General features: G+C 74.0%; 20 protein-coding genes. 16 read left to right on the plus strand and 4 right to left on the minus strand.

Translation table 11 applies throughout. From position 1 onward, the window contains the following. The first annotated feature begins 194 nt into the window (after nucleotides 1–194). Both MT994_RS09805 and MT994_RS09810 read left to right on the plus strand, forming a co-directional pair. A complete protein-coding gene (locus tag MT994_RS09805) occupies nucleotides 195–1,724 on the plus strand; it encodes an ABC transporter permease (protein ID WP_021482266.1) in 1,530 nt (509 codons plus the stop codon). Then, a complete protein-coding gene (locus tag MT994_RS09810; RefSeq protein ID WP_043654598.1) occupies nucleotides 1,721–2,758 on the plus strand; it encodes an ABC transporter permease in 1,038 nt (345 codons plus the stop codon). Before MT994_RS09805 ends, MT994_RS09810 begins: the two co-directional genes overlap by 4 nt. 65 nt (nucleotides 2,759–2,823) lie before the next feature. Here MT994_RS09810 and MT994_RS09815 read toward each other — a convergent pair whose 3' ends face one another. After that, nucleotides 2,824–3,402 carry a PH domain-containing protein gene (locus tag MT994_RS09815; RefSeq protein ID WP_354806054.1) on the minus strand — a complete coding sequence of 193 codons (579 nt, stop codon included), beginning with the start codon at nucleotides 3,400–3,402 and terminating at the stop codon, nucleotides 2,824–2,826. Nucleotides 3,403–3,467: 65 nt separating this feature from the next. Here MT994_RS09815 and MT994_RS09820 point away from each other — a divergent pair, with 65 nt between their 5' ends. The 9 genes from MT994_RS09820 (at nucleotide 3,468) to MT994_RS09860 (ending at nucleotide 17,275) form a co-directional block, all read left to right on the plus strand. Further along, a complete protein-coding gene (locus MT994_RS09820) occupies nucleotides 3,468–5,300 on the plus strand; it encodes an ABC transporter ATP-binding protein (protein WP_228485270.1) in 1,833 nt (610 codons plus the stop codon). 199 nt (nucleotides 5,301–5,499) lie between these two features. Beyond that, nucleotides 5,500–7,392: a BCCT family transporter gene (locus tag MT994_RS09825; RefSeq protein ID WP_354806055.1), complete on the plus strand. Its 1,893-nt coding sequence runs from the start codon at nucleotides 5,500–5,502 to the stop codon at nucleotides 7,390–7,392. A gap of 182 nt (nucleotides 7,393–7,574) precedes the next feature. After that, nucleotides 7,575–9,485, plus strand: a complete 1,911-nt coding sequence (typA, locus tag MT994_RS09830) for a translational GTPase TypA (RefSeq protein ID WP_354806057.1) — start codon at nucleotides 7,575–7,577, stop codon at nucleotides 9,483–9,485. Between the two features lie 13 nt (nucleotides 9,486–9,498). Further along, nucleotides 9,499–10,509 carry a PIG-L family deacetylase gene (locus MT994_RS09835; RefSeq protein ID WP_354806058.1) on the plus strand — a complete coding sequence of 337 codons (1,011 nt, stop codon included), beginning with the start codon at nucleotides 9,499–9,501 and terminating at the stop codon, nucleotides 10,507–10,509. A gap of 10 nt (nucleotides 10,510–10,519) precedes the next feature. After that, entirely contained in the window at nucleotides 10,520–10,969 is a 450-nt protein-coding gene (locus MT994_RS09840; protein ID WP_186381239.1) for a hypothetical protein, read from the plus strand. Between the two features lie 76 nt (nucleotides 10,970–11,045). Further along, nucleotides 11,046–14,402 carry a VanW family protein gene (locus MT994_RS09845; protein WP_354806059.1) on the plus strand — a complete coding sequence of 1,119 codons (3,357 nt, stop codon included), beginning with the start codon at nucleotides 11,046–11,048 and terminating at the stop codon, nucleotides 14,400–14,402. Between the two features lie 31 nt (nucleotides 14,403–14,433). Next, on the plus strand, nucleotides 14,434–15,333 hold the full coding sequence (locus MT994_RS09850; protein ID WP_194522301.1) for a hypothetical protein: 900 nt from the start codon (nucleotides 14,434–14,436) through the stop codon (nucleotides 15,331–15,333). Next, nucleotides 15,330–16,277: a prephenate dehydratase domain-containing protein gene (locus tag MT994_RS09855; protein ID WP_228485271.1), complete on the plus strand. Its 948-nt coding sequence runs from the start codon at nucleotides 15,330–15,332 to the stop codon at nucleotides 16,275–16,277. The genes MT994_RS09850 and MT994_RS09855 overlap by 4 nt, the downstream gene beginning before the upstream one ends. Then, entirely contained in the window at nucleotides 16,274–17,275 is a 1,002-nt protein-coding gene (locus MT994_RS09860; protein ID WP_354806060.1) for a prephenate dehydrogenase/arogenate dehydrogenase family protein, read from the plus strand. The genes MT994_RS09855 and MT994_RS09860 overlap by 4 nt, the downstream gene beginning before the upstream one ends. Before the next feature lie 97 nt (nucleotides 17,276–17,372). Here the strand turns inward: MT994_RS09860 and MT994_RS09865 are convergent, their stop codons facing one another. Next, nucleotides 17,373–17,675, minus strand: coding sequence for a hypothetical protein (locus MT994_RS09865; protein WP_034651460.1), 303 nt, complete (start codon nucleotides 17,673–17,675; stop codon nucleotides 17,373–17,375). A gap of 154 nt (nucleotides 17,676–17,829) precedes the next feature. Between MT994_RS09865 and fdxA the strand changes: the two genes are divergently transcribed. The 3 genes from fdxA to MT994_RS09880 all read left to right on the plus strand — a co-directional run bounded on the left by fdxA (nucleotide 17,830) and on the right by MT994_RS09880 (nucleotide 20,723). Further along, on the plus strand, nucleotides 17,830–18,147 hold the full coding sequence (fdxA, locus tag MT994_RS09870) for a ferredoxin (protein WP_024841122.1): 318 nt from the start codon (nucleotides 17,830–17,832) through the stop codon (nucleotides 18,145–18,147). Nucleotides 18,148–18,166: 19 nt separating this feature from the next. Beyond that, nucleotides 18,167–19,309 (plus strand): succinyldiaminopimelate transaminase, encoded by a 1,143-nt coding sequence (dapC, locus tag MT994_RS09875; protein ID WP_194522302.1) that lies wholly within the window; start codon nucleotides 18,167–18,169, stop codon nucleotides 19,307–19,309. Nucleotides 19,310–19,424: 115 nt separating this feature from the next. Next, nucleotides 19,425–20,723, plus strand: coding sequence for a citrate synthase (locus tag MT994_RS09880; protein ID WP_021482791.1), 1,299 nt, complete (start codon nucleotides 19,425–19,427; stop codon nucleotides 20,721–20,723). Nucleotides 20,724–20,912: 189 nt separating this feature from the next. Here the strand turns inward: MT994_RS09880 and MT994_RS09885 are convergent, their stop codons facing one another. Beyond that, nucleotides 20,913–21,791, minus strand: a complete 879-nt coding sequence (locus MT994_RS09885) for a hypothetical protein (RefSeq protein ID WP_354806061.1) — start codon at nucleotides 21,789–21,791, stop codon at nucleotides 20,913–20,915. Nucleotides 21,792–21,921: 130 nt separating this feature from the next. Beyond that, a complete protein-coding gene (gene dapD, locus MT994_RS09890; RefSeq protein WP_354806062.1) occupies nucleotides 21,922–22,914 on the minus strand; it encodes a 2,3,4,5-tetrahydropyridine-2,6-dicarboxylate N-succinyltransferase in 993 nt (330 codons plus the stop codon). Nucleotides 22,915–22,950: 36 nt separating this feature from the next. Between dapD and dapE the strand changes: the two genes are divergently transcribed. After that, nucleotides 22,951–24,078 carry a succinyl-diaminopimelate desuccinylase gene (gene dapE, locus MT994_RS09895; RefSeq protein ID WP_354806063.1) on the plus strand — a complete coding sequence of 376 codons (1,128 nt, stop codon included), beginning with the start codon at nucleotides 22,951–22,953 and terminating at the stop codon, nucleotides 24,076–24,078. 10 nt (nucleotides 24,079–24,088) lie between these two features. Beyond that, nucleotides 24,089–24,928 carry a TIGR00730 family Rossman fold protein gene (locus MT994_RS09900; protein ID WP_354806065.1) on the plus strand — a complete coding sequence of 280 codons (840 nt, stop codon included), beginning with the start codon at nucleotides 24,089–24,091 and terminating at the stop codon, nucleotides 24,926–24,928.

A 24,928-nucleotide genomic window follows, 5' to 3' on the forward strand; every position in this document is an offset into this window, starting at 1 on the left:
GCAGGGCCGTCCAGGTGTGAGACCGGGGGTCCCGGCGGCTGTCCGCCCGGGGCCCCCGGTCCTCGCGTGCACCCGCCCCGACGCCCAGACCCGTGGCGTCCCGGGCCCTCGGTTCACGACCACGCGAGACCCGCGCGTAGAATCGACCGGCCCCTGACCCGGGGTCCCTACCGACCAGCGAGGTAAGACCTCCGATGTTCTCCTTCATCTCGCGGCGTGTGCTGGCAGGGTTGGCGACCCTCCTCGTGTCCACGTTCGCGATGTACCTGCTCGTCGACGCCGCGATCCGGCCGTACATCTTCGCGGATCTCGAGTCGAGCACGAAGCCCAACAAGGCCCAGCTGATCGCCCAGCGCACCGCCGACCTCGATCTCGACACCCCGTCGGTGATCCGCTACTTCAAGTGGCTCGGCGACTTCGTGACCGGTGACCTCGGCACGGCCTGGCAGAGTGGCCAGTCCGTCTCGACCCTGCTCCAGGGCGCGGTCATCTCGACGATCCAGCTCGTCGCCGCCGCGACCGTCCTCGCCGTGGTCTTCGGCGTCATGGTCGGCATCGTCAGCGCGCTGCGGCAGTACAGCACCTTCGACTACCTGACGATCTTCGTCTCGTTCGTGCTGTACTCCCTCCCGGCCTTCTGGGTCGCCGTCCTGCTCAAGCAGTGGGGCGCGATCGGCTTCAACGACTTCCTCCGCGACCCGAACCTCTCGATCCTCGTGATCGTCGGCATCGGCGCGATCTCCGGCCTGCTGTGGTCCCTCGCCTTCGGCGGGACCGCGCGGCGGCGGCTCACAGTCTTCGGCCTGGGCTTCGCGGCGAGCGCGCTCGCGCTGCTCTACCTGCAGCTCTCCGGCTGGTGGGAGAAGCCGAACCTCGGCCCGGTCATCATCGTCGTCACGGGTGCCGCGCTGGCCTTCGCCATCACCGCGCTCGTCTCGGGGCTGAAGAACCGCCGCGCGCTCTATGCGTCGCTCACCACCGTCCTGATCGGGGTCGTCGTCTACTTCCCGATCCAGTCGGTCCTCAAGCAGGTCGACAACTGGTGGATCGTGCTGGTGCTCGCCGTGGTCACCGTCGGCGTCGGCATCGGGGTCGGGTACGCGTGGGGCGGTCCCGACAAGGGCGTGTCCGCGCGTGCCGCCGCCATCACCGCGTTCCTCGTCGGGTCCATGGTCTTCGTCGACAAGGTGATGTCGGTCTGGCCCGCGTACTTCGGCGCACCGGCGATCAACGGCCGGCCCATCCCGACGATCGGCAACAGCACGCCGAACCTCGGCGGCAACTTCTGGGTACAGGTCCTCGACCAGTACACCCACCTGCTGCTCCCGACGATCGCGCTCGTGCTCATCCAGTTCGCCGGGTACACCCGCTACTCGCGCGCGAGCATGCTCGAGGTGATGAGCCAGGACTACATCCGCACGGCTCGGGCGAAGGGCCTGCCGGAGCGGACCGTCGTCATGCGCCACGGGTTCCGCAACACGCTGATCCCGCTCGCGACGATCGTCCCGATCGACGTCATCACGCTCCTGGGCGGCGCGATCATCACCGAGAAGGTGTTCGCCCGGCCCGGCATGGGCCTGCTCTTCCTCAACGCGCTGCAACGCGGCGAGATCGACCCCGTCATGGCGTACCTCGTCATCGTCGCGGCCCTCGCCATCATCGCCAACATCGTGGCTGACCTCATCTACGCAGCCCTCGACCCGCGGATCCGGGTGAACGCATGACCAACACACCGAACGACGCGTCGCAGAGCGGCGCGGTCGAGAACCAGATCGAGCTGCGCGAGGTCGAGGGCCTGTCCCAGGGCCAGATCGTCCGCCGTCGCTTCTTCCACCACAAGGGCGCCGTGGTCGCGCTCGTCGTGCTGATCGGCATCGTCGCGCTCGCGATCACCTCGATCGGCATCGGCGGCTGGCAGGGCTGGTACGCCTACAAGCCGTCCGGGCAGGGGTCCACGTACCCCCTGGTCAACGGCGGTGCACCGTCCGAGGCGCACATCTTCGGCCAGGACGAGGCGGGCCGCGACGTGTTCGCCCGCGTCATGCAGGGCACCCAGACCTCCTTGCTCGTCGTGCTCTCCGTCGGCGTCATCGCGACGATCGCGGGCGTCCTCGTCGGGGCGCTCTCCGGGTACTACCGCGGTCGTACCGACTCGTGGCTGATGCGGTTCACGGACCTCATCATCACGATGCCGGTCATCGTCATCGGTGCGGTGCTGGCCCTGCTCTCGGGCGGCAGCAACGCGCTCATCCTCGGGGCGTTCCTCGGGCTCGTGCTGTGGCCGCCGCTCGCGCGCCTCGTGCGCGGCGAGTTCCTCTCGCTGCGCGAGCGCGAGTTCGTCGACGCCGCCCGGGTCGCGGGCGCGAGCGACACGCGGATCATCTTCAAGCACATGCTGCCGAACGCGGTCGGTGTGATCATCGTCAACGTCACGCTGCTCATGAGCTCGGCGATCCTGCTGGAGACCGCGCTGAGCTACCTCGGCGTCGGTATCCAGGCGCCGGCGACCTCGCTCGGCAAGCTCATCAGCGACTACCAGGAGGCGTTCGCGACGCGTCCGTGGCTGTTCTGGTGGCCGGGTCTGTTCATCGTGGCGATCGCGCTGTGCGTCAACTTCATCGGTGACGGCCTGCGCGACGCGTTCGACCCCCGTCAGAAGCGCATCCCCTCCGAGCGCAAGATGGCCCGCGCGAAGCGCGTCGCCCGCCCGACGGCCGCCACGGCGCCGAGCGCGACCGGCGAGGCCGGGGCCAGCTGATGACCGCCGTCGTCGCCGCCCGCCCGGGAGGTCGTGGACCTCTCGGGCGGCGCGGCGCGCCGCGGTCAGACGGTGAGCGCCACGACCGTCCCCACCGCGAGCGCGCCCAGCACGGCGAGCTGCACGACGTGCCACGTCGTGCGGGCACCGGGGGCGCCCTGGACCGCCCGGTCGAGGTGGCCGGCCGCCGCGAGCATCGCGTGGCGCTGCGTCACGGCGTCGGCCACGGCCTCGGCGCTCGCGCCGGTGACCACCTGGTCCTGGCCGACGGCGCGCCGTCGCGAGCTGCGCAGCCAGCGCGCCGTGCCGCTCGAGCGGGGCGCGGACCACGCGGTCACGCGTCCGCCGGCGTAGCGCACCTCGAGCGAGTAGCGGGTGTCGACGCCCTCGTACGCCGTCCACGGCACGTGCACGGTGCGCGTGACGTTGCGGACCTCGACCCCGCCGTCGGACACCTCGACGGCGGGACGCCAGAACAGCATCCAGACGAGGTACGTCACGAGCGCGGCGGGCACCAGTGCGCCGACGACCGCGCCGACGTCGCCCGTCAGGGCCGTGCTCACACCGAGGGCGACGGCGACGACGCCCGTCGCCACCGTGAGAACTCGGCCGTACGTCGAACGGAAGACCAGCGTGGGACCCATGCGCCCATGCTCGCAGAGTCGCGGCGCCACGAGCGCCGGCTCCAGCAGGAAGGACACTGATCAGCGTGGCCATCGAGACGTCTCCCGCGGCCCCGGCCGCGCGCCAGGGCAGCCCCGTGCTGACCGTGCGCAACCTCGGCGTGGACTTCTACGTCGACAAGGCCTGGTACCCCGCGGCCGCGGACGTGAGCTACGACCTCCACTCCGGTGAGGTCCTCGCGATCGTCGGCGAGTCCGGCTCGGGCAAGTCCCAGTCGTCGCTCGCGCTGCTGGGCCTGCTCCCGCCGAACGGCCGCGCCAGCGGCTCGGCGAAGCTCGGCGACCGCGAGCTCATCGGCATGTCGCACGGCTCGCTGCGGCACGTCCGCGGCAAGGAGATCTCCATGATCTTCCAGGAGCCGATGACGGCGCTGAACCCCGTCTACACGGTGGGCTTCCAGATCGTCGAGACCATCCGGACGCACTTCAACGTCGGCCCCGCCGACGCGAAGAAGCGCGCGATCGAGCTCCTGCGGCTCGTCGAGATCCCCGAGCCCGAGCGCCGGTTCGACGCGTACCCGCACCAGCTCTCCGGCGGGCAGCGCCAGCGCGCGATGATCGCGCAGGCCCTCGCATGCGACCCGAAGCTCCTCGTCGCCGACGAGCCCACCACGGCGCTCGACGTCACGGTCCAGGCGGAGATCCTCAAGCTCCTGCGCGACCTGCGCTACCGCGTCGACGCGGCGATCATCCTCATCACGCACGACATGGGTGTGGTCGCCGACATGGCGGACTCGATCATGGTCATGAAGGACGGCCAGGTCGTCGAGCGCGGCACGTCGGCCGAGATCTTCGGCAACCCGCAGCACCCGTACACGGTGCGCCTCCTCGAGGCCGTGCCGCACCTCGGCTCCAAGCGCGGCACGACGACCGCCACGGACCGCGTGCCCGCGGGCGCCCCGGTCCCGGAGCGGCCGCTCGTGCTCGACGCGCAGGACATGGTCATCGAGTACCCGGGCCGCGGCCGGCAGGCGGCGTTCCGGGCGGTCGACGAGGTCTCGCTCCAGATCCACCAGGGCGAGGTCGTCGGCCTGGTCGGCGAGTCGGGCTCCGGCAAGACGACGATCGGCCGCGCGGCCGTCGGGCTGCTGCCCGTCACGGGCGGCTCGCTGAAGATCGTCGGGACGGACATGGTGGGTGCCCGGCCCAAGGACCTCAGGCCGCTGCGCACCGAGGTCGGCATCGTGTTCCAGGACCCGGGGTCGTCGCTCAACCCGCGTCTGCCCATCGGCGAGTCGATCGGCGAGCCGCTCATGCTGCACAAGGGCGTCAAGGGCAAGGAGCTCAGCCGTGAGGTCGAGCGCCTGCTCGACCAGGTCGAGCTTCCCCGGGCGATGCGCAACCGCTACCCGCACGAGCTCTCCGGCGGTCAGCGCCAGCGCGTCGGCATCGCGCGGGCGCTCTCGCTCGAGCCGAAGCTGCTCGTCGCGGACGAGCCGACGTCGGCCCTCGACGTGTCGGTCCAGGCGAGGGTCCTCGACCTGTTCACCGACCTGCAGCGCGAGCACGGGTTCGCGTGCCTGTTCATCTCGCACGACCTCGCGGTCGTGGAGCTGCTGTCCGACCGCATCGCCGTGATGCACAAGGGCAAGCTCGTCGAGGTGGGCGACACGTCGCAGATCGTGCACGAGCCGAAGCACGCGTACACGCAGCGCCTGCTCGCCGCCGTCCCCGTCCCGGACCCGGCCGCGCAGCGCGAGCGCCGTGCCGCGCGCGACGCCCTCCTCGAGGCCGCCGCCCGCGACATCGCGAACGACGAGGTGTCCTCGCTGGCGGACGAGGAGCGCGCCCTCGCGGCGGCGCGCGAGGACGTGGACCACGAGCGCAGCGCCCCGCCCACCGCCGGCGCCGGCTTCTGATCGCACGCTCCACGGCTCGCTGAGCCCTCACGACGCCCCGGGGGCGGCCGCGCACGCGGCCGCCCCCGGGGCGTCCCGGCTGTCACGACGGGTGTCCCGGCTGTCACGACGGGTGTCCCGGCTGTCACGACGGGTGTACCGGCTGCCCGGGCGGGCGTTCCGGTTGCCGGGGCCCGCGCGTCCGACAAGCCTTGAGGCCATGAACGCCCCGCACCACGAGACGCCCCGCGAGCCAGCACGTGACGAGGAGGCCGCACCGGCGCCCGACGGGGGAGGGGCCGAGGCGCCCCGCGACGAGGGCGCCGTGACGACCGACGCCGCGACGACCGAGGCCGCGACGACCGACGCCGTGGCGACGGACGCCGTCGGGCCGGGCACCGGCTCCGCGCCGGTCGTGTCCTCGCACGATCCGGACGCCCCGCGGACGGGCCGGCCAGACCCGCGCGTCTTCTACCCGGCGGCGGGGATCATCCTGGTCTTCGTCCTGCTCACGGTGCTCTTCACGGACACCGTCACGGCGGTGCTGGACACGCTCCAGACCGACGTCATCGGCGCCTTCGGCTGGTACTACGTGATCGTCGTCGCGGGCTTCGTGGTCTTCTCGCTGTGGATGGGCCTGAGCCGGTTCGGCGACATCGTGCTCGGCAAGGACGAGGAGACGCCGCTCTTCCGGCTGCCCGTGTGGTTCGCGATGCTGTTCGCCACCGGGATGGGCATCGGCCTCGTCTACTGGGGCGTCGCCGAGCCGCTCTCGCACTACGTGAGCCCCAAGCCCGGCGTCGAGGGGAGCGACGCGTCGCTCGCGCAGGCCGCGATGGGGCAGAGCTACCTGCACTGGGGCATCCATGCGTGGGCGATCTACGTCGTCGCCGGGCTCGCGCTCGCGTACGCGATCCACCGCAAGGGCCGCCCCGTCTCGATCCGGTGGGCGCTCGAGCCGTTGTTCGGCGAGCGCGTGAAGGGGCGCCTCGGCGACGTCATCGACGTCGTCGCGATCATCGGCACCGTCTTCGGCGTCGCGACGTCCCTCGGGTTCGGCGTGCTCCAGATCTCCGCCGGGCTCGGCTACCTCGACGTGGTCGAGCCGAGCACCGCGCTGCAGATCGGGCTCATCGTGGCGATCTCGGCGCTCGCGACGCTCTCGGTCGTGTCCGGTCTGGGCAAGGGCATCAAGTGGCTGTCGAACGGCAACATGATCCTGGCCGGTGTGGTCCTGGCGCTCGTGCTGGTCCTCGGCCCCACGCTGTTCCTCCTGCGCGAGTGGGTCCAGTCGCTCGGCTACTACCTGCAGAACGTCGTGCGCCTCACGTTCGACACCACCGCCTTCCAGGGCCAGGCCGGCCTCGAGTGGCAGTCGCAGTGGACGATCTTCTACTGGGGCTGGTGGATCTCCTGGGCCCCCTTCGTCGGGGTGTTCATCGCCCGGATCTCGCGCGGTCGCACGGTCCGCGAGTTCGTCCTCGGCACCCTGCTCGTCCCGACGATCGTCACGACGCTCTGGTTCTCCGTGTTCGGTGGGTCGGCGCTGTACCGCGAGCTCATGGAGCCCGGCAGCATGCTCGTGGACGGCGAGGTCGACACGGACACCGCGCTCTTCCAGCTGTTCGACGGCATGCCCCTCGGGAACGTCCTCGCCGTGGTGGGGATCGTGCTCATCGTCATCTTCTTCGTGACGTCGTCGGACTCCGGCTCGCTCGTCGTCGACATGCTCGCGAGCGGGGGCAACCCGAACCCGCCCACCTGGAGCCGCATCTTCTGGGCGGGCACCTCCGGCCTGCTGGCCATCGCGCTCCTGCTCGCGGGCGGTCTCCAGGCGCTGCAGACGGCGGCGATCCTCATCGCGCTTCCGTTCTCCGTGGTGATGATCGGGATGGCCGTCTCCACGGTGCGTGCGCTCCGGGTCGAGCACGCCGCGATCCTGCGCGCCGAGCGGCGCGCCGCGCGCGCCGCGCTCACGGAGCACGTGACGACGCGCGTCTCGGAGTCGATCTCCGAGCAGTGGGAGGAGCTCTACCCCGACCGCCCGGACCGATGGCGCGCGCTCGTCCGTCGGCCGCGGCGCAAGACACCCTCCGGAGGAGGCACCTCCTGAGGAGGCGCCTCCGAACGGTGCACGACGGCGGGCATGGTGTCCCGAGCGCGGACCCGGTAGGATAGCCGGGCCCGGGTGACGGCCCGTGCTCCGTGATGCTGCGGCGGGCCGAGCCCGCCGTCGTGCGCGCTGAGGTGGCCGGCCGTCGTCGCCCCTCGTACCCCACGAAATGAGAACCGTAGATGTCTGTGCGCTCCGACCTGCGCAACGTGGCGATCGTCGCCCACGTCGACCACGGCAAGACCACGCTCGTCGACGCGATGCTGCGCCAGTCCGGCGCCTTCTCCGCGCACCAGCACGTGGACGAGCGCGTCATGGACTCCGGTGACCTCGAGCGCGAGAAGGGCATCACCATCCTCGCGAAGAACACCGCGGTGCGGTACGCCGGCCCGGCGGCCGCCGCGGTGGGCGAGCCCGACGGCATCACGATCAACGTCATCGACACCCCGGGCCACGCCGACTTCGGCGGCGAGGTCGAGCGCGGCCTGTCCATGGTCGACGGCGTCGTGCTGCTCGTGGACGCGAGCGAGGGCCCGCTCCCGCAGACCCGGTTCGTGCTCCGCAAGGCGCTCGCCGCGAAGCTCCCGGTGATCATCGTCGTCAACAAGGTCGACCGGCCCGACTCGCGCATCACCGAGGTCGTCGCCGAGGCGACGGACCTGCTGCTGGGCCTCGCGTCCGACCTCGCGGACGACGTGCCGGACCTCGACCTCGACGCGATCCTCGACGTCCCGGTCGTCTACGCGTCCGCGAAGGCCGGCCGCGCGTCGCTCGACCAGCCGCTGGACGGCCAGCTCCCCTCGAACGAGGACCTCGAGCCGCTGTTCACGACGATCCTCGAGAAGATCCCCGCCCCGACGTACGACGAGGGCGCGCCGCTCCAGGCGCACGTGACGAACCTCGACGCGTCGCCGTTCCTCGGCCGCCTCGCGCTGCTGCGCATCTTCAACGGCGAGCTCCGCAAGGGCCAGGTCGTCGCGTGGGCGCGCCACGACGGCACGCTCCAGAGCGTGAAGATCACCGAGCTGCTGGAGACGAAGGCGCTCGACCGCGTCCCCACGGACAAGGCCCGGCCCGGCGACATCGTCGCCGTCGCGGGTATCGCGGACATCACGATCGGCGAGACGCTCACCGACCCCGACGACCCGCGCCCCCTGCCGCTCATCACGGTCGACGACCCGGCCATCTCGATGACCATCGGCATCAACACCTCGCCGCTCGCGGGCAAGGGCGGCAAGGGCCACAAGGTCACGGCCCGCCAGGTCAAGGACCGCCTCGACTCCGAGCTCGTCGGCAACGTGTCGCTGCGCGTGCTCCCGACCGACCGCCCCGACGCGTGGGAGGTCCAGGGCCGCGGCGAGCTCGCGCTGGCGATCCTCGTCGAGCAGATGCGCCGCGAGGGCTTCGAGCTCACGGTCGGCAAGCCGCAGGTCGTCACGCGCACGATCGACGGCAAGACGCACGAGCCGATGGAGCGCATGACGATCGACGTCCCCGAGGAGTACCTCGGCGCGGTCACCCAGCTCCTCGCCCAGCGCAAGGGCCGCATGGAGACCATGTCGAACCACGGCACGGGCTGGATCCGCATGGAGTTCATGGTCCCGGCGCGCGGCCTCATCGGCTTCCGCACGCGGTTCCTCACCGAGACGCGCGGCACCGGCATCGCGTCGTCGATCTCCGAGGGCTACGAGCCGTGGGCCGGCGCGATCGAGACCCGCACGACGGGCTCGCTCGTCGCGGACCGCGCGGGCAAGGTGACGCCGTTCGCGATGATCAACCTCCAGGAGCGCGGCTCGTTCTTCGTCGACCCCACGCAGGAGGTCTACGAGGGCATGATCGTCGGCGAGAACTCGCGCAACGAGGACATGGACGTGAACATCACCAAGGAGAAGAAGCTCACGAACATGCGGTCCTCGACGGCCGACAACTTCGAGAACCTCGTCCCGCCGCGCCACCTCACGCTCGAGGAGTCGCTGGAGTTCGCGCGCGAGGACGAGTGCGTCGAGGTCACCCCCGAGGTCGTCCGCATCCGCAAGGTCGTCCTCGACCAGACCGAGCGCGCCCGCGCGGTCTCGCGCGCGAAGCGCGCCTGACGCCACCCCCGGGGTGACCGTCCCGCAGAGCCCGCAGGCCGCCATCGTGCCCGACGGCGGCCTGCTGGCCGTCCATGCCCATCCCGACGACGAGACTCTGGCGACGGGCGCGCTGCTCGCGACCTGGGCCCGCGCGGGCGAGCCGGTCACCGTCGTGACGTGCACGCGGGGCGAGCGGGGCGAGGTGATCGACACCCCTGGGCACCCGACGGGCGTCGGGCACCTCGAGGGCGACGGGCCCGCGCTCGCGGCGTTCCGCGAGACCGAGCTCGCCCGCGCGCTCGCCGCGCTGGGTGTGCGGGACCACGTCTTCCTCGACACCGTCACGAGCCCGGTCGAGCCGTCGGACGGCGGCGCGACCGGGCGGTTCGAGGACTCGGGCATGGCCTGGGTCGCGCCGGGCGTGGCCGGCGGCGTCGCGACCGAGCAGCTCCCGCCGCGCGCGTTCGTCGGCGTCCCGCTCGACGAGGCCGCCGCCCGCCTGGCGGCGGTGGTCCGGGACCGGCGTCCCGCCGTCGTGGCGACGTACGAGGCGGGCGGCGGCTACGGCCACCCCGACCACGTCCGGGCCCACGACGTCACCGTCCGCGCGCTCGAGCTCCTCGCCGCGGACGGCGAGCCGCTGCCCGCGCTGTGGCAGGTCGTCGCACCCGAGACCACGGTGCGCGCGGCGCGCCGCGCCCTCGCCGAGCACCCCGGCGCGCGCGAGCTGCTCGCGGCCGACGCGCGGCTCACGCTCCCGGACCCGGACGAGGCGCTGCCCCCGCTCGCGCGTCCCGACGCGTCGCTGCCCGCGCTCGTGGGCGTGCCGGTGGGTCCCGTGCTCGACGACGTGCTCGGCGCGATGCGCGCGCACGCGACGCAGGTCCAGCACGTGACGGCCGCCGCGGGGAGCGAGCCGGTGCTGCTCGGGTGGTACGCCCTGAGCAACGACGTGCTGGCGCCCGTCCCTTCACACGAGTTCTACGCTCCCTCCGGCCCTGCTCTCCCGGGCGACCAGGTCCCGCCCGGTCCCACGCGTTAGCCTGGGGCCCGTGGAGACCGGTATGGGGCGCCTCGTGGGCCGCGGGGTGGCGTGCGCGCTCGTGGGCGCGCTCGTCGGGCTCGTCGGCACGGTCGCGCACCGGGCGCACCTCCTGGGAGTCGACCTCCCGGGCGGGGCCGGGCTCGGCATCGTGCTCGCCCTGCTCACCGTCCTCGCGGCGGCCACCCTGGCCCGCGCCTGGGGCGGGATGGCGGGTCTCCTGGGCTTCGGCATCGGGTGGGTCGTCGTCGTGCAGCTCCTTTCGCTCGAGGGGCCGGGGGGCGACGTGCTCGTCCCGAGCGAGGCCGTCGGGTACGTCTGGATCTACGGCGGCATGCTCGTGGTCGCCGCGGCGGCCTTCCTGCCCCGGTCGTGGTTCAGCGACCGCCCGGTCCGCACGGCCCAGCACGGGCGTCCCACCAGGCACGACGGACCCGAGAACCCCCTCGCGTCCCGCTAGTATTCGCCGTGCGGATCCCCGCACACCCCTCGTCGTCGCGCGGACCGCCGCGCGCCTTTCGTCACGGAGACAGTGGATGGGTCAGCCGACCGACCGAGACGCCGATCTCGACTCCCCTCAGGACGCCGTGCCGGAGCCCGCCGAGACGGTCGAGCCCGCGGCTCCCGAGACGGCGTCCGGCCCCGACGCGCAGCGTGCCGACGCTTCCGGCGACGTCGGCCCGGGCGCTCCCACGCCGACGGACGAGTCCACGAGCGCGTCGACGGACGAACCGACGGGCGCGCCGACGGACACCGCCCCGGACGGCCCCGCCCCCGCCGCGCCTGCGGACCCCGGTCCCGAGGGTGCCGGCTCGGCCGAGCCCGGCCCCGCACCCGGCGCGACCCCGGCGGGCGACGCGCCGACCTCCGTGGAGCCGTCGGCCGACGCCTCGGCCACCGGTACAGCCACCGCCGACGCGCCCGAGGCCGGCTCTCCCGCCGCGGAGAGCCGCCCGGAGGTCGCCGCCTCGGAGCCGGTCTCCGCTGCGGAGCCGCTCACCTCCGCGGAGCAGCTCGTCACCTCGGAGTCTGTCGCGGTCCCCGAGCAGACGGCCGCGACCCCCGAACAGACGGCCGCGCAGCCCACCGCCGTCCCGGAGCAGGGCTCCGCGGTGCCGGACGACGCGAGCCCGGCACCCGCCGCGTCGTCGGACGCCGCGGACGCGAGCCCGGCCACCCACGCCACGCCCGCAGCTCCGGCGGACGAGGCACCCGCCGAGACCCGCACGACGACCGGGACGGACGCGGACGCCGGTGCTCCGGCGAGCGCCGCCCTCGAGCCCGACGCCCAGGACGCCCCGGTCGAGAGCGGTCCCGACGCGTCCGTCGCGGAGTCGCCCGTCGCGGACGCGTCCGCGCCGGGCGGGTCGACGGCCGACCCGACCGAGGCGAGCGGCGAGCCGACGTCGACCACCCCCGACGCGCCGGTCGCCGGCGCTGCCGCAAGCCCGGCCCCTGTCGGCACCGCGGATGGCGGCACCACGGCCGAGAGCAGCCCGCGGACGGTCGGCGTTCCCGTCGGGAGCAACGCAGACGAGGGCGACGAGGAGCCGTACGTCCCGCGCGTGTTCGCGTTCGACCCGGACGTCCCGGCGGTGCTCGTTCCCGCCCCGGGTGCCCAGGCTGACTCCCCGGCCGCCCCGGCCGCGGGCACCGCCGACCGGGAGGCCCCGGCACCCGTGGCCCACACCTCGGTCATCCCGGACCCCACGACCTCGAACGACACGGGCTCGGACGACACGGCCTCCGTCGCGACGGCCGCGGACGCCCCGTCCGCGAGCAGCGCGACACCGGACGACCCGACGTCGGCCGACCGGCCTGCCGCCGCGACCGGGGGAGACCCGGCCGACGAGCGCGCGGCCGAGCGGACCGCCGTCGGGCCCGTGGTGCCGACGCCGGCGGACGGCCCGGCTCGTCCCGCGGGCGAGGAGAGCGACGCCGCGCCCGACGCGACGCAGGTGATCCCGCCCGTCGACCCGTGGTCGCGGCCCGCGCCCGTCGTGCGCACGTCGATCCTGTCGCCCGCGTCCCCCGACGAGCCGGCGAGCCCGGCGCCGGACGCTGCTAGCGCGAGCGTTCCGGCGGAGGCCACCGCGGGGGCCCCGGCCGAGGGCTCCGGTGCGACGGCGCCGACGGCTGCCGCGGGGGCCGCCGCACCGAGCGCGTTCACGCCGGTCCCGCCGGACGACTCGCGCGAGGCCTCGCCCTTCGAGGGCTTCGACGAGGACGGGCCGCGGCGCGGCTGGGCCCGCGGGCTGCTGTGGACGGGGATCGCCGTCCTGGTCCTGGGCGGCCTGTACACCGGCGCCCAGTGGTTCTACTCCGACAAGGTCCCGAGCGGGACGAGCGTCGCCGGCGTCGACGTCGGTGGCCTGTCCCGGACGGCGGCCGAGGACCGGCTCGAGTCGGAGCTCGGGCCGCGCGCGGCCGAGCCGATCACGCTCGCCGCGGGCGAGGCGAGCACGACGCTCGACCCGGCGACGGCGGGGCTGACCTTCGACGCCGCGGGGACGGCCGAGGAGCTCACGTCGTTCTCGATGAACCCGGCGCGCCTGTGGCAGCACCTGTTCGGCGGCAAGGACGCGGAGCCGCTGGTCACGGTCGACGACGCGGCCCTCGACGCCCAGGTCGAGGCGCTGCGCGGCAGCCTGGAGATCGAGCCCGTGGACGGGGCCGTGCAGTTCGTCGACGGCGCGCCCACGAGCACGCCGGCCGCGGACGGCTCGGCGCTCGTCACGGACGAGGTGCCCGCCACCATCACGGAGAGCTGGCTCGTCACCGACGGGCCGGTCGAGCTGCCCACCGAGCCCGTCGAGCCCACGATCACGCAGGACGAGACGGACGCCGCGCTCGCCCTGGCGGAGAAGGTCGTGTCCGCGCCCGTCGTCGTCTCCGTCGGCGGCCAGTCGCCGGAGCTGCCCCCCGAGGCGCTCGCAGCGGCCGCCTCCTTCGCGGCGACGGACGGCGTCCTCACGCTGACCTTCGACGGCCCGGCGCTCGTGCAGTCCGTGGTCGACCGGACGAACGACCTGCTCACCGCGGCCGACGACGCGCACTTCGTCTTCCGGGACGGCGCGCCGGTGATCGAGGGCGGCCAGCCCGGCACGACGATCGACCCGGCGGCCATCGCGACGGCCGTCACGACGGCCGCCTCGGGCGACGAGCGCACGGCGACGGTCGAGCTCGTCGAGTCGGACCCGGAGCAGTCGGTCGCGGCGCTCGAGGCGCTGGGGATCAAGGAGAAGGTGTCGGAGTTCTCGACGCCCGTCCCCAACGTCCCCGTCCGCACCGCGAACCTGCAGCGCGGGGCGGAGAAGGTGAACGGGACGCTCGTCAAGCCGGGGGAGACCTTCTCGCTCGTCGACACGCTCTCGCCCATCACGCTCGAGGGCGGCTACTACGCGGCCGGCATCGTCGAGAGCGGGCGCCACACCGAGGGCGTCGGCGGCGGCCTGTCGCAGATGGCCACGACCACGTACAACGCGGGCTTCTTCGCGGGGCTCGAGGACGTCGAGCACCGCCCGCACAGCTACTGGTTCGAGCGCTACCCCGCGGGCCGCGAGGCGACGATCTTCGTGGGCTCGATCGACATGAAGTTCAAGAACGACACCCCGTACGGCGTCCTCATGCAGTCCTGGGTCGGCGGCGGACAGCTGCACGTCGCGGTCTGGAGCACCAAGTACTACGACGTCGAGACGTCGTCGAGCGGCAAGTCGAACGTGGTCCAGCCGACGACCGTCACGCACTCGGGCGCCGACTGCGCCCCGACGCCCGCGGGCAGCCCCGGCTTCTCCATCACGAACTACCGCAAGGTCTATCGCGAGGGCGAGCTCGTCAAGGACGAGTCCTACCGGTGGACCTACAAGCCGGACAACGCGGTCGTCTGCGAGTAGACCCGGTCCACCCACGAACCACGGAGGTCCCATGCTCGGACGCAGCGAACGGGAGTCGGGAGCGCAGGCGCTGCTCGCGGCCACGGCGGCGGGATGGGTCGACGGCGACCCGACGGAGGCGCTGCTCGACCTCGGGTCGACGACGGCGACGCTGTCGACCGTCGCGAGCATCGACGCGCTGGCCGCCGTCGTGCACCTGGGCCACCCGGCACAGCCGTCGCACGAGCTCGAGCGCGCGCTGCTCGCGGCGCCGCCGTCGCTCGTGCTGACCGGCGCGTCGGCGGTGCCGTCGCAGTGGGTCTGGGTCGGCCGGTCGACGGCGGCCCGCGACCTGACGGGGCACGTGGTGGTCGACGAGGCGGGTATGCGCGACCGGCGCCACGTGCTGCGCACGATGGGCGTCAGCCCGTCGCTCGTCCCGACCCGCACCACGCTCGAGGAGCGGGTCGCGCTCGCCGGCGCCGACGGCAGCCTCGTCGTGGAGCGCTCGGTGGCCCACGGGCCGCTCGCCGCGCTCGGCTACGCCGAGCTCCCGGGGAGCGAGCTCCTCGGCGAGGGCGCGCCCGTCTGGTACGGGCTGCTGGAGAGCCGCGACGCGGCGCCGCGGGCGGAGGGCGTCGCCCAGGTGTGGCTCGCGTTCGGGCCCCGGGACGACCACCGCGGCTCGCTCCAGGAGACGCTCGCGCTCGTCGCCGCCGCCGGGATCGACCTGCAGCACCTGCGCAGCCACCGCTCGCAGGCGGGCCCGCACATCTTCTTCTGCGCGTTCTCGTGCCCCGACGCGACGACGCTCGACGGCCTCGTCACGGGGTTCGGGGAGCGGGGCGTCGCGCACCGGGTGCTCGCGGTCCTGCCCGGTCAGGAGTTCGTGCCCGGCCCGGACGCGCTCGAGCCGCGCTGGGCGACCGCCCCCGACCCCGTCCACGCGTGAGCGTCGGGTACCTCGGCCCCGAGGGGTCGTTCACCCACCAGGCGGCGGCCGCGTGGTCGGCCGAGCACGGCCCGGTGGGTGCCGGGCTCGCGGCCCGCGAGACCGTCGCGGACGTCTTCGCGGGCGTGGCCGCGGGCGAGCACGAGCGGGGCGTCGTCGCGATCGAGAACACGGTCGAGGGGTACGTCGTGCCCTCGCTCGACGCGATCGTCGGGAGCGCGAGCGTCGTCGCGGTCGACGAGGTCGTGCTCGACATCTCGTTCGACGCGTTCGCGCGCCCGGGCCACGGCGACCTCACCGAGGTGACGGCGCACCCGCACGGCCTCGCGCAGTGCCAGGGCTTCGTGCGCCGGACGGGCCTCGTCCCGGTCGCGGCGTCGTCGAACGCCGCGGCGTGCCGCGACGCCGGGCCGCACCAGGTCGCCCTCGGCCCGACGATCTGCGGTGAGCTCTACGGCCTGGAGACGGTCGAGCGCGCGGTCGAGGACTTCGCGGGCGCGCGCACCCGGTTCCTCGTGCTGGCGCCGCGCGCGGAGGCTGCTGCGGCGCTGGGCCGGGCGCGCAGCACCGGCGAGACGACGTGGCGCACGATGCTCGCGGTGACGCCCGTCGTCACAGGCCCCGGGGTGCTCGCCCGCATCACCCAGTCCTTCGGCGCACGGCGCGTCAACCTGTCGAGCCTCATCACCCGACCGCTCAAGGCCGTCGCGGGCACCTACGCGTTCGTCCTCGTGGTCGACGGCGCGCCCTGGGACGCGCCGGTGCGCGCGGTCCTGGAGGACCTCGTCGGGGCCGGGGACGCGCTCAAGACGCTCGGGGTCGTCCCGGCGCGCGGCGAGCTCGACGGGGCGGTGCGCGCCGACGTCGACGCCGCGCACGTCCCGGTCGGGAGCGTCGACGCGTCGACCGGCGCGGCGGGCCTCGCGTCGGGGCTGCTGTGGTGACCGCCGCGGGCGCCACGCCGGAACCGGGTGCGCCCCGCGCGGTGGTCCGGGTCGGCGTCGTCGGCCTCGGCCTCGTCGGCGGCTCGGCCGCACGGCTCCTGCACGAGCGGGGCGTCGAGGTGACCGGCTACGACGCCACGGCGACCACGCGCGCGGCGGCGCGCGCCGCCGGTCTGCGCGTGGTCGGCGACGTCGCGGAGGTCTGCGCCGACGAGCCGGACGTCCTCGTGCTCGCCGTGCCGCTGCGCGCCATGCGGGCGGTGGCGGCCGACGTCGCCCGGCACGTGCGGGGCGCGACGGTCGTGACGGACGTCGGGAGCGTCAAGGGCGCGGTGCGCGACGCCGTCCGGTCCGCCGGGCTCGACGCCCGGTACGTCGGGGCGCACCCCATGGCCGGGACCGAGCACTCGGGCTTCGAGGCGTCGGACCCCGCGATGCTCGCGGGCGCGCGCTGGGCCGTGACGGTGGACGCGACCACGCGACCGGACGCGTTCACGACCGTGCTGCGGCTCGTCACGGGTCCGCTCGGCGGCGCGGTGCACGTGCTCACCGACGACGTCCACGACGAGTCCACCGCGCTGGTCAGCCACGTCCCGCACGTCCTGGCCACCGAGCTCCTGGGTGTCGTCGCCGACGCGCCCGTGCGCGACGTCGCGCTGGGCCTCGCCGCGGGCAGCTTCCGCGACGCGACGCGCGTGGGGCGCACCGACCCGCGCCGGACCGAGGCCATGGTCACGGACAACGCCGCGTGGGTGGCGTCCGCGCTGCGCGTCGTCGTGCGCGACCTCGAGCAGCTCGTGCGCGCGCTGGAGACCAACGCGCCCGTGGGGGAGTTCTTCGACAGGCCCGACCCGGTGCGCGCCGCGACGGGCGGCACCGGCGAGCCCGTGCGCGTCGACCTCGACGACGCGGGCACCTGGCGCGAGACGCTCACCGCCGCGGGGGCCCGCGGCGCCGTCGTCGTGGACGTCGAGGACCGGGCGGTCGTCGTCGCCTGAGGTGCGACCGCGGTCCCGGCGTCGCCCGGGGTGGGTCACGTCGTCGCCGGGCCCCGTCGAGAGGCCCCGTCGACCGGTCGTCCGTCGGGCCCGGTCGTCAGTCCGGGCGCGACGCGGGCCGTCGCGGTGGCCGCGGCGGGACCGGCTTGCCGGCCACGATCGCGTCGAGCGGCACGGAGACCAGGGGAGGGGCGTCGTCGCGCGGGCCGTGGCCGCGGTGCGGCGGGGCGCTGCCGCCCGCGTCCTCGCGCAGCACGAGCGTGGTCGCGGTGGTCTCCACGACCACCCCGATCACGTCGGTGAGGGGCTTGCCCGCGGCGGCCGCGTCGTCGGGCGAGAGCCTGCGGCGGACGACGACCCGCGTCCCCGGCGCCCACGTCGTCCAGGGCGAGTCGGGCACGCGGCGGCTCCTCGGGTCGTGTGACGTTCGTCCACGGGCTGGTCAGAGAGGGTCGGGCACCGCCCGACCTGAGCGATACTAGTCGTGCATGTCCCTGTCATGACCTCGCCCCTCGCCGGGCCGGGTCCGGACGAACCCAGAAAGGTACTCGGTCGTGACTTACGTGATCGCCCAGCCGTGCGTGGACGTCAAGGACAAGGCGTGCATCGAGGAATGTCCTGTCGACTGCATCTACGAGGGCAAGCGGTCGCTCTACATCCACCCGGACGAGTGCGTCGACTGCGGCGCGTGCGAGCCGGTCTGCCCCGTCGAGGCGATCTACTACGAGGACGACGTGCCGACGGAGTGGAGCGACTACTACCGCGCCAACGTCGAGTTCTTCGACGACCTCGGCTCGCCCGGCGGCGCCGCGAAGATGGGTCTCATCGAGAAGGACGACCCGATGATCGCCGCCCTGCCGCCGCAGGCCTGAGCCCTCGGCGCCGGCGCTCGTGGGACTCGCCGACCTCTCCGGTCTCGCCTATCCCTGGGACACGCTGACCCCGTACGCGGAGCGCGCGCGAGCGCACCCCCGCGGCGTGGTCGACCTCTCCATCGGCACCCCGGTGGACCCGACCCCCGCCGTGGTGCGCGACGCGCTCGCCGCCGCGTCCGACGCGCACGGCTACCCGACGACGCACGGGACCCCCGCCCTGCGCGAGGCGGTCTCCGCGTGGTTCGCCCGCCGTCGCGGCGTCCCCGGCCTCGACCCCGACGCCGTGCTCCCCACCGTCGGGAGCAAGGAGCTCGTCGGGCTGCTGCCCTCGCTCCTGCGGCTCGGGCCGGGCGACGTCGTCGTGCACCCGCGGACGGCGTACCCCACCTACGACGTCGGCGCCCGCCTCGCGGGCGCGACGCCCCTCGCGACGGACGACGTCGACGCGTGGGCCGGGCGCGACGACGTGCGGCTGGTCTGGGTCAACTCGCCGAGCAACCCGACGGGCCGGGTGCTCGATGCCGCGCACCTCGCGCGCGTCGTCGCCGCGGCCCGCGAGATCGGCGCGGTCGTCGCGAGCGACGAGTGCTACGCGGAGCTCGCGTGGACCGGGCCCTTCACGACGACCGGTGTCCCGAGCCTGCTCGACCCGGCGGTGTGCGGCGGGTCGCACGACGGCCTGCTCGTCACCTACTCGCTCTCCAAGCAGTCGAGCATGGCGGGCTACCGCGCGGCGTTCGTCGCAGGTGACGCGGCGCTCGTCGCGGACCTGCTCGCGACGCGCAAGCACCTCGGCATGATCGTCCCCGCGCCGGTCCAGGCAGCGATGGTCGCGGCCCTGTCCGACGACGCGCACGTCGCCGCGCAGCGGGACGTCTACGCGCGCCGCCGCGAGGTGCTCGTCGACGCCCTCACCGGCGCGGGCCTCGTGATCGACCACTCCGAGGCGGGCCTGTACCTGTGGACGCGGCCCGCCGACGAGGCGGCCGGCGACTGCTGGCTGACGGTCTCCGCCCTCGCGGACCGGGGCATCCTCGTCGGGCCCGGGGCGTTCTACGGGACGGACGGCGCGGGGCACGTGCGCGTCGCCCTCACCGCGACCGACGAGCGGGTCCACGAGGCCGCGGCTCGACTCTCCGGAGGCCTCCCGCTGGCGTGACCTGGATCACAGCGGGTGTGGTGTTCTCGTGACGGTTCCTGATTGGTCACGTGCGGGTGAGGCGGGGTACGGTCGACCGCGCGGCAACGGCGCGAGCAGCAGCAGGAAGGGAACCATGACCACCACTCAGCAGGCGAAGGTCCGCCTCCTCGTCGACGACCAGGCGCAGGACCTGCCCGTGGTCGCGGCGACCGAGGGCAACGACGGCATCGTCGTGTCCTCCTTGCTCAAGTCGACCGGCCTCGTGACCGTCGACCCCGGCTTCATGAACACCGCGTCGTGCGAGTCGAGCATCACGTACATCGACGGCGAGGCCGGCATCCTCCGGTACCGCGGGTACCCGATCGAGCAGCTCGCCGAGCGGTCGAGCTTCCTCGAGGTCGCGTACCTCCTCATCCACGGCGAGCTCCCCGACGCCGCGACCCTCGACGCGTTCGTCGAGCGCGTCAACCGGCACACGCTCGTGCACGAGGACTTCCGCACGTTCATGGGCACGTTCCCGCGCAACGCGCACCCCATGGCGGTGCTGTCGTCCGCGATCAACGCGCTGTCCACGTTCTACCCCGAGTCGCTCGACCCGTTCGACGACGAGACGGTCGAGCTCGCGACGGTCCTGCTCCTCGCGAAGTCGCGCACCATCACGTCGTACCTGCACCGCCGCCGCGTCGGTGAGCCGCTGCTCTACCCGGACTACTCGCGCGGGTACGTCGACGACTTCCTGCGCATGACGTTCGCGACGCCGTACCAGCAGTACGAGGCCGACCCGGTCGTGGTCGACGCGCTCGACAAGCTGCTCATCCTGCACGCCGACCACGAGCAGAACTGCTCGACCTCGACGGTCCGCGTCGTCGGGTCCTCGCACGCGAACCTCTACGCGTCCGTCGCGGCCGGGGTCAACGCGCTCTCGGGCCCGCTGCACGGTGGCGCGAACGAGTCGGTGCTCACCATGCTCGACAAGATCGCGGGCGCGGAGTACGACGTCGACACCTTCATGAAGAAGGTGAAGAACAAGGAGGACGGCGTCCGCCTCATGGGCTTCGGCCACCGGGTCTACAAGAACTACGACCCGCGCGCGGCGATCGTCAAGAAGTCGGCCGACGCCGTGCTCTCCACCCTCGGCAAGAAGGACCAGCTCCTCGACATCGCCATGGGCCTCGAGGAGATCGCGCTCAACGACGACTACTTCATCGAGCGCAAGCTCTACCCCAACGTGGACTTCTACACGGGCCTCATCTACAAGGCCATGGGCTTCTCGCCCGCCATGTTCACGCCGCTCTTCGCGCTGGGCCGCATGCCCGGCTGGATCGCGCAGTGGCGCGAGATGATGAAGGACCCGCAGACCAAGATCGGCCGCCCGCGCCAGGTCTACGTCGGCGAGACCGAGCGCGACTACGTCGCCGTCTCCGACCGCTGACGCCCGTTCACCGAGACGCCGCGCCGCTCACCCCACGGTGAGCGGCGCGGCGTCTCGTCGTCCGCCCGGCGGCTACCCCCGGGACGAGACGCGAGACGGGGCCCCGACGCGGGGTGCGTGAGGGCCGCTTCTCCCGTCTCGGCGGGGCCCGTCCGCGACACCGCGCCGGCGCGGGCCGACGGCGGTCGGTCAGGACGCGTCGGGGACGGCGACGTGGACGCGCAGGGTGCCCGGGTCGAGCGGGGCGAGGTCGGCCGGGTCGGGGGTGGTCCACGTCGCGCCGTCGCGCGACCAGCGGCGGTCGCCGACCTCGACGGCGACGACGTTCGTGGCGTCCGCCGTCGCGACGGCCCACTGGGCGACGGCCCACGCCGACCGCTCGACGCCGCCGTCCTCCGCGGCGCCGGGGAGCGCGGACGCGTCGACCACGTCCAGGCCCCCGTCCCCGCCGTCCGACGGCGCGACGCGGACGGCGTCGCCGAGGTCGCGCGCGACGCGCTCCCGGAACGGCTCGGCCGGGTCGCCGTCGGCCGGGACCTCCTCCGCCGGGACCGCCGCGAGGTCGCACGTGAGCGACGCGGGCGACCAGCCGGTCAGCGCGGAGGCCCACGCGCGCGAGCGGGGCTCGTGCTGCGCGTACGCGTCGGGGAACGCGGACCGCTGGACGGTCTGCGCGGCGACGGTGACCTCCATGCCCTCGTACCCCTCGACCGTCTCGAGCGCGTCGTAGAACCTGTTGGTCGAGTAGACCGGGTCCATGATCTCCGCGACGGTGCCCCACCCCTGCGAGGGGCGCTGCTGGAAGAGGCCGACGGAGTCGCGGTCGCCGTAGTCGATGTTGACGAGCCGCGACTCCTGCAGCGCGGTCGCGAGCCCGATGGTGGCGGCGCGGGCGGGCAGCCCGCGCCGCACCGCGGCCCCGGTGATCAGCGCCGCGTTGTCCGCCTGCGTCACGGAGAGGTACCACGTGCGGCCGTCGGCGGTCGCGGCGCAGCGCTCCGCGACGGGCGTCGCCTCGTCGAGCCGGTTGAGCGCGACCACGACCGCGCCGACCCCCACCGCGGCCACCGTGACGAGGGTGACGGCGGTGCGCAGGGGGCGTCGGCGCGACCGGACGCGCCCCGGCGCCGGTGCGTTCGGGGAGCGCGGGGGCGGCGTCGTCGTCATCGTCGAGGCGGGGCGTGCACGCGAGGGCCGGTCAGTTCGCGTGCAGCGCGGCGTTGAGCTCGACGCCCGCGCCGGTCCGCGAGACCGCCTCGACCCCGCCGGTCAGCGAGTTGCGCCGGAAGAGGATGCCGGACCGGCCGGCGAGGTCGCGCGCCTTGACGACGAGCGGCTCGCCCGTGGCGTCCTGCTGCCCGACGACCGTCACCTTGGTCCCGGCGGTGACGTACAGGCCGGACTCCACGACGCAGTCGTCGCCGAGCGGGATGCCGAGGCCTGCGTTCGCGCCGAGCAGGGAACGCTGCCCGACCGAGATGATCTCGCGGCCGCCGCCGGACAGCGTGCCCATGATCGACGCGCCGCCGCCCACGTCGGAGCCGTCGCCGACGACGACGCCCGCCGAGATGCGACCCTCGACCATCGACGTGCCGAGCGTGCCCGCGTTGAAGTTCACGAAGCCCTCGTGCATCACGGTCGTGCCGGCCGCGAGGTGCGCCCCGAGGCGCACGCGGTCCGCGTCGGCGATCCGGACGCCCGAGGGGACGACGTAGTCCACCATGCGGGGGAACTTGTCGACGCCGAGCACGGCCACGGGCTGGCCGGTCGCGCGCAGGCGCAGGCGCGTCTCCTCGAAGCCGTCGACGGCGCACGGGCCGTGGTTCGTCCACACGACGTTCGTCAGCACGCCGAAGAGGCCGTCGAGGTTCAGGCCGTGCGGCACGACGAGGCGGTGGGAGAGCAGGTGCAGGCGCAGGTAGGCGTCGGCGGTGTCGGCAGGGGCGGCGTCGAGGTCGATCTCGGTCCGCACCACGACGACGTCCACGCCGCGCAGCTCGTCGCGCTCGGCGAGCGCGTCGAGGGACGCGGGGACGGCGGCGTCCGCCGGGGCGGCGCCGAGCTCCGGCGCGGGGTACCAGACGTCGAGGGTCGTGCCGTCGTCGGTGACGGTCGCCAGGCCGTAGCCCCACGCCGTACGCGGCTCGGACGCGCCCGCCGAGGGGGCGGGCGCGGGGGTCGCAGAAGTCATGCGCCCCACCCTATCCGGCGCCGGTAGGGTGCTGGCGTGACGTCTCCCACCCCTGTTCCCGGACCCGTGCTCGACCTCCGCGGCGACCTCGTCGCCCTGTTCCGCGCGGTGTGCGACGTGCCGTCCGTGAGCGGGGACGAGCGCGCGCTCGCGGACGCGGTCGAGGCCGCGCTGCGCACGGTCGCGCACCTGGAGGTCGTCCGCGACGGCGACACGGTCGTCGCGCGCACGGCGCTCGGCCGGGAGCGGCGCGTCGTGGTCGCGGGCCACCTCGACACGGTGCCGCTCACGGTCCCGCCGAACCTGCCGACGCGCGTCGTCGGGGAGGGCGCGCACGCCGAGGTCTGGGGCCGCGGCACGGTCGACATGAAGGGCGGCGTCGCCGTCGCGCTCGCGCTCGCCGCGGAGCTCGACGCCCCGGCGCAGGACGTCACGTGGGTCTTCTACGACAACGAGGAGGTCGCGGCGGACCTCAACGGGCTCGGGCGCCTCGCGCGCAACCGCCCGGACCTGCTGGAGGCGGACTTCGCGGTGCTCGGGGAGCCCACGTCCGCCGGCCTCGAGGGCGGGTGCAACGGGACGCTGCGCGCCGAGGTGCGCGTGCCGGGCGTCGCGGCCCACTCCGCGCGCTCCTGGACGGGGACCAACGCGATCCACGCCGCGCACGAGGTGCTGGACCGCCTGGCCGCGTACGTCCCCCAGGAGATCGAGGTCGACGGCCTCGTGTACCGGGAGGGGATGAACGCCGTCGGCATCACGGGGGGCATCGCGGGCAACGTCGTGCCCGACGAGTGCGTCGTCACGGTGAACTTCCGGTTCGCCCCCTCCCGCAGCGTGGCCGAGGCCGAGCAGCACGTCCGCGACCTCTTCACCGGGTTCGCGGTCACGCTCACCGACGCGGCGCCGGGCGCGCGGCCCGGCCTCGACGACCCGCTCGCGGCGGACTTCGCGGCGGCCGTCCTCGGCGTGACCGGCGGGGCACCGGCCCCGAAGTACGGCTGGACCGACGTCGCGCGCTTCGCCGAGCTCGGCGTCCCGGCGGTGAACTTCGGCCCCGGGGACCCGCTGCTCGCCCACAAGGACGACGAGCGGTGCCCCGTCGGGCAGCTCGCGCTGTGCCGCGACGCGCTCCGTGCGTGGCTGACGGCCACCCCTGCGGCATAGGCTCGTGACCATGAGCGACACGGTGCGTGACCAGCCAGGTTCCGACGACGGCGTGCCCCAGACGGGCAGCGGGTACCGCAAGGGGCCGGTGCTGCTGCGCGGGGACCAGATCCCGGGCCAGACGACGGACCAGCGCCTCCTCGACTCGCGGGGGAGCGCGGACTGGGTGCACTCCGACCCGTGGCGCGTGATGCGGATCCAGAGCGAGTTCGTCGAGGGCTTCGGGGCGCTCGCGGAGGTCGGCCCGGCCGTCTCCGTGTTCGGCTCGGCGCGCACCAAGCCGGACCACCCGGACTACGCGCTCGCCGAGGAGGTCGGGCGCCTCCTCGTCGACGAGGGCTTCGCCGTCATCACCGGTGGCGGCCCCGGCATCATGGAGGCGGCGAACAAGGGCGCGTCCGACGCCGGCGGCCTGTCGATCGGGCTCGGGATCGAGCTGCCGTTCGAGCAGGGCATGAACCGCTACGTCAACCTCGGCGTGAACTTCCGCTACTTCTTCGCCCGCAAGACGATGTTCGTCAAGTACGCGCAGGGCTTCGTGGTGCTGCCGGGCGGGTTCGGCACGTTCGACGAGCTGTTCGAGGCGCTCACGCTCGTCCAGACGCACAAGATCACCGAGTTCCCCGTCGCGCTCGTCGGGACGGACTACTGGACCGGCCTGCTCGACTGGGCGCGGACCGCCGTCGTGGGGCGCGGCATGATCAGCGAGCACGACCTCGACCTGGTCCACCTGTGCGACGACCCGGCCGAGGCCGTCGAGTACGTGTGCGACCGCGGCGCCGAGCTGCGCGCGGAGGAGCGCGAGGCGACCGAGGAGCTCGTCCGGGCGCAGGCCGGCGACGCGAGCTGA

The sequence above is a fragment of the Cellulosimicrobium sp. MI9406 genome, from assembly GCF_040595865.1.
Classification (GTDB): domain Bacteria; phylum Actinomycetota; class Actinomycetes; order Actinomycetales; family Cellulomonadaceae; genus Cellulosimicrobium; species Cellulosimicrobium funkei.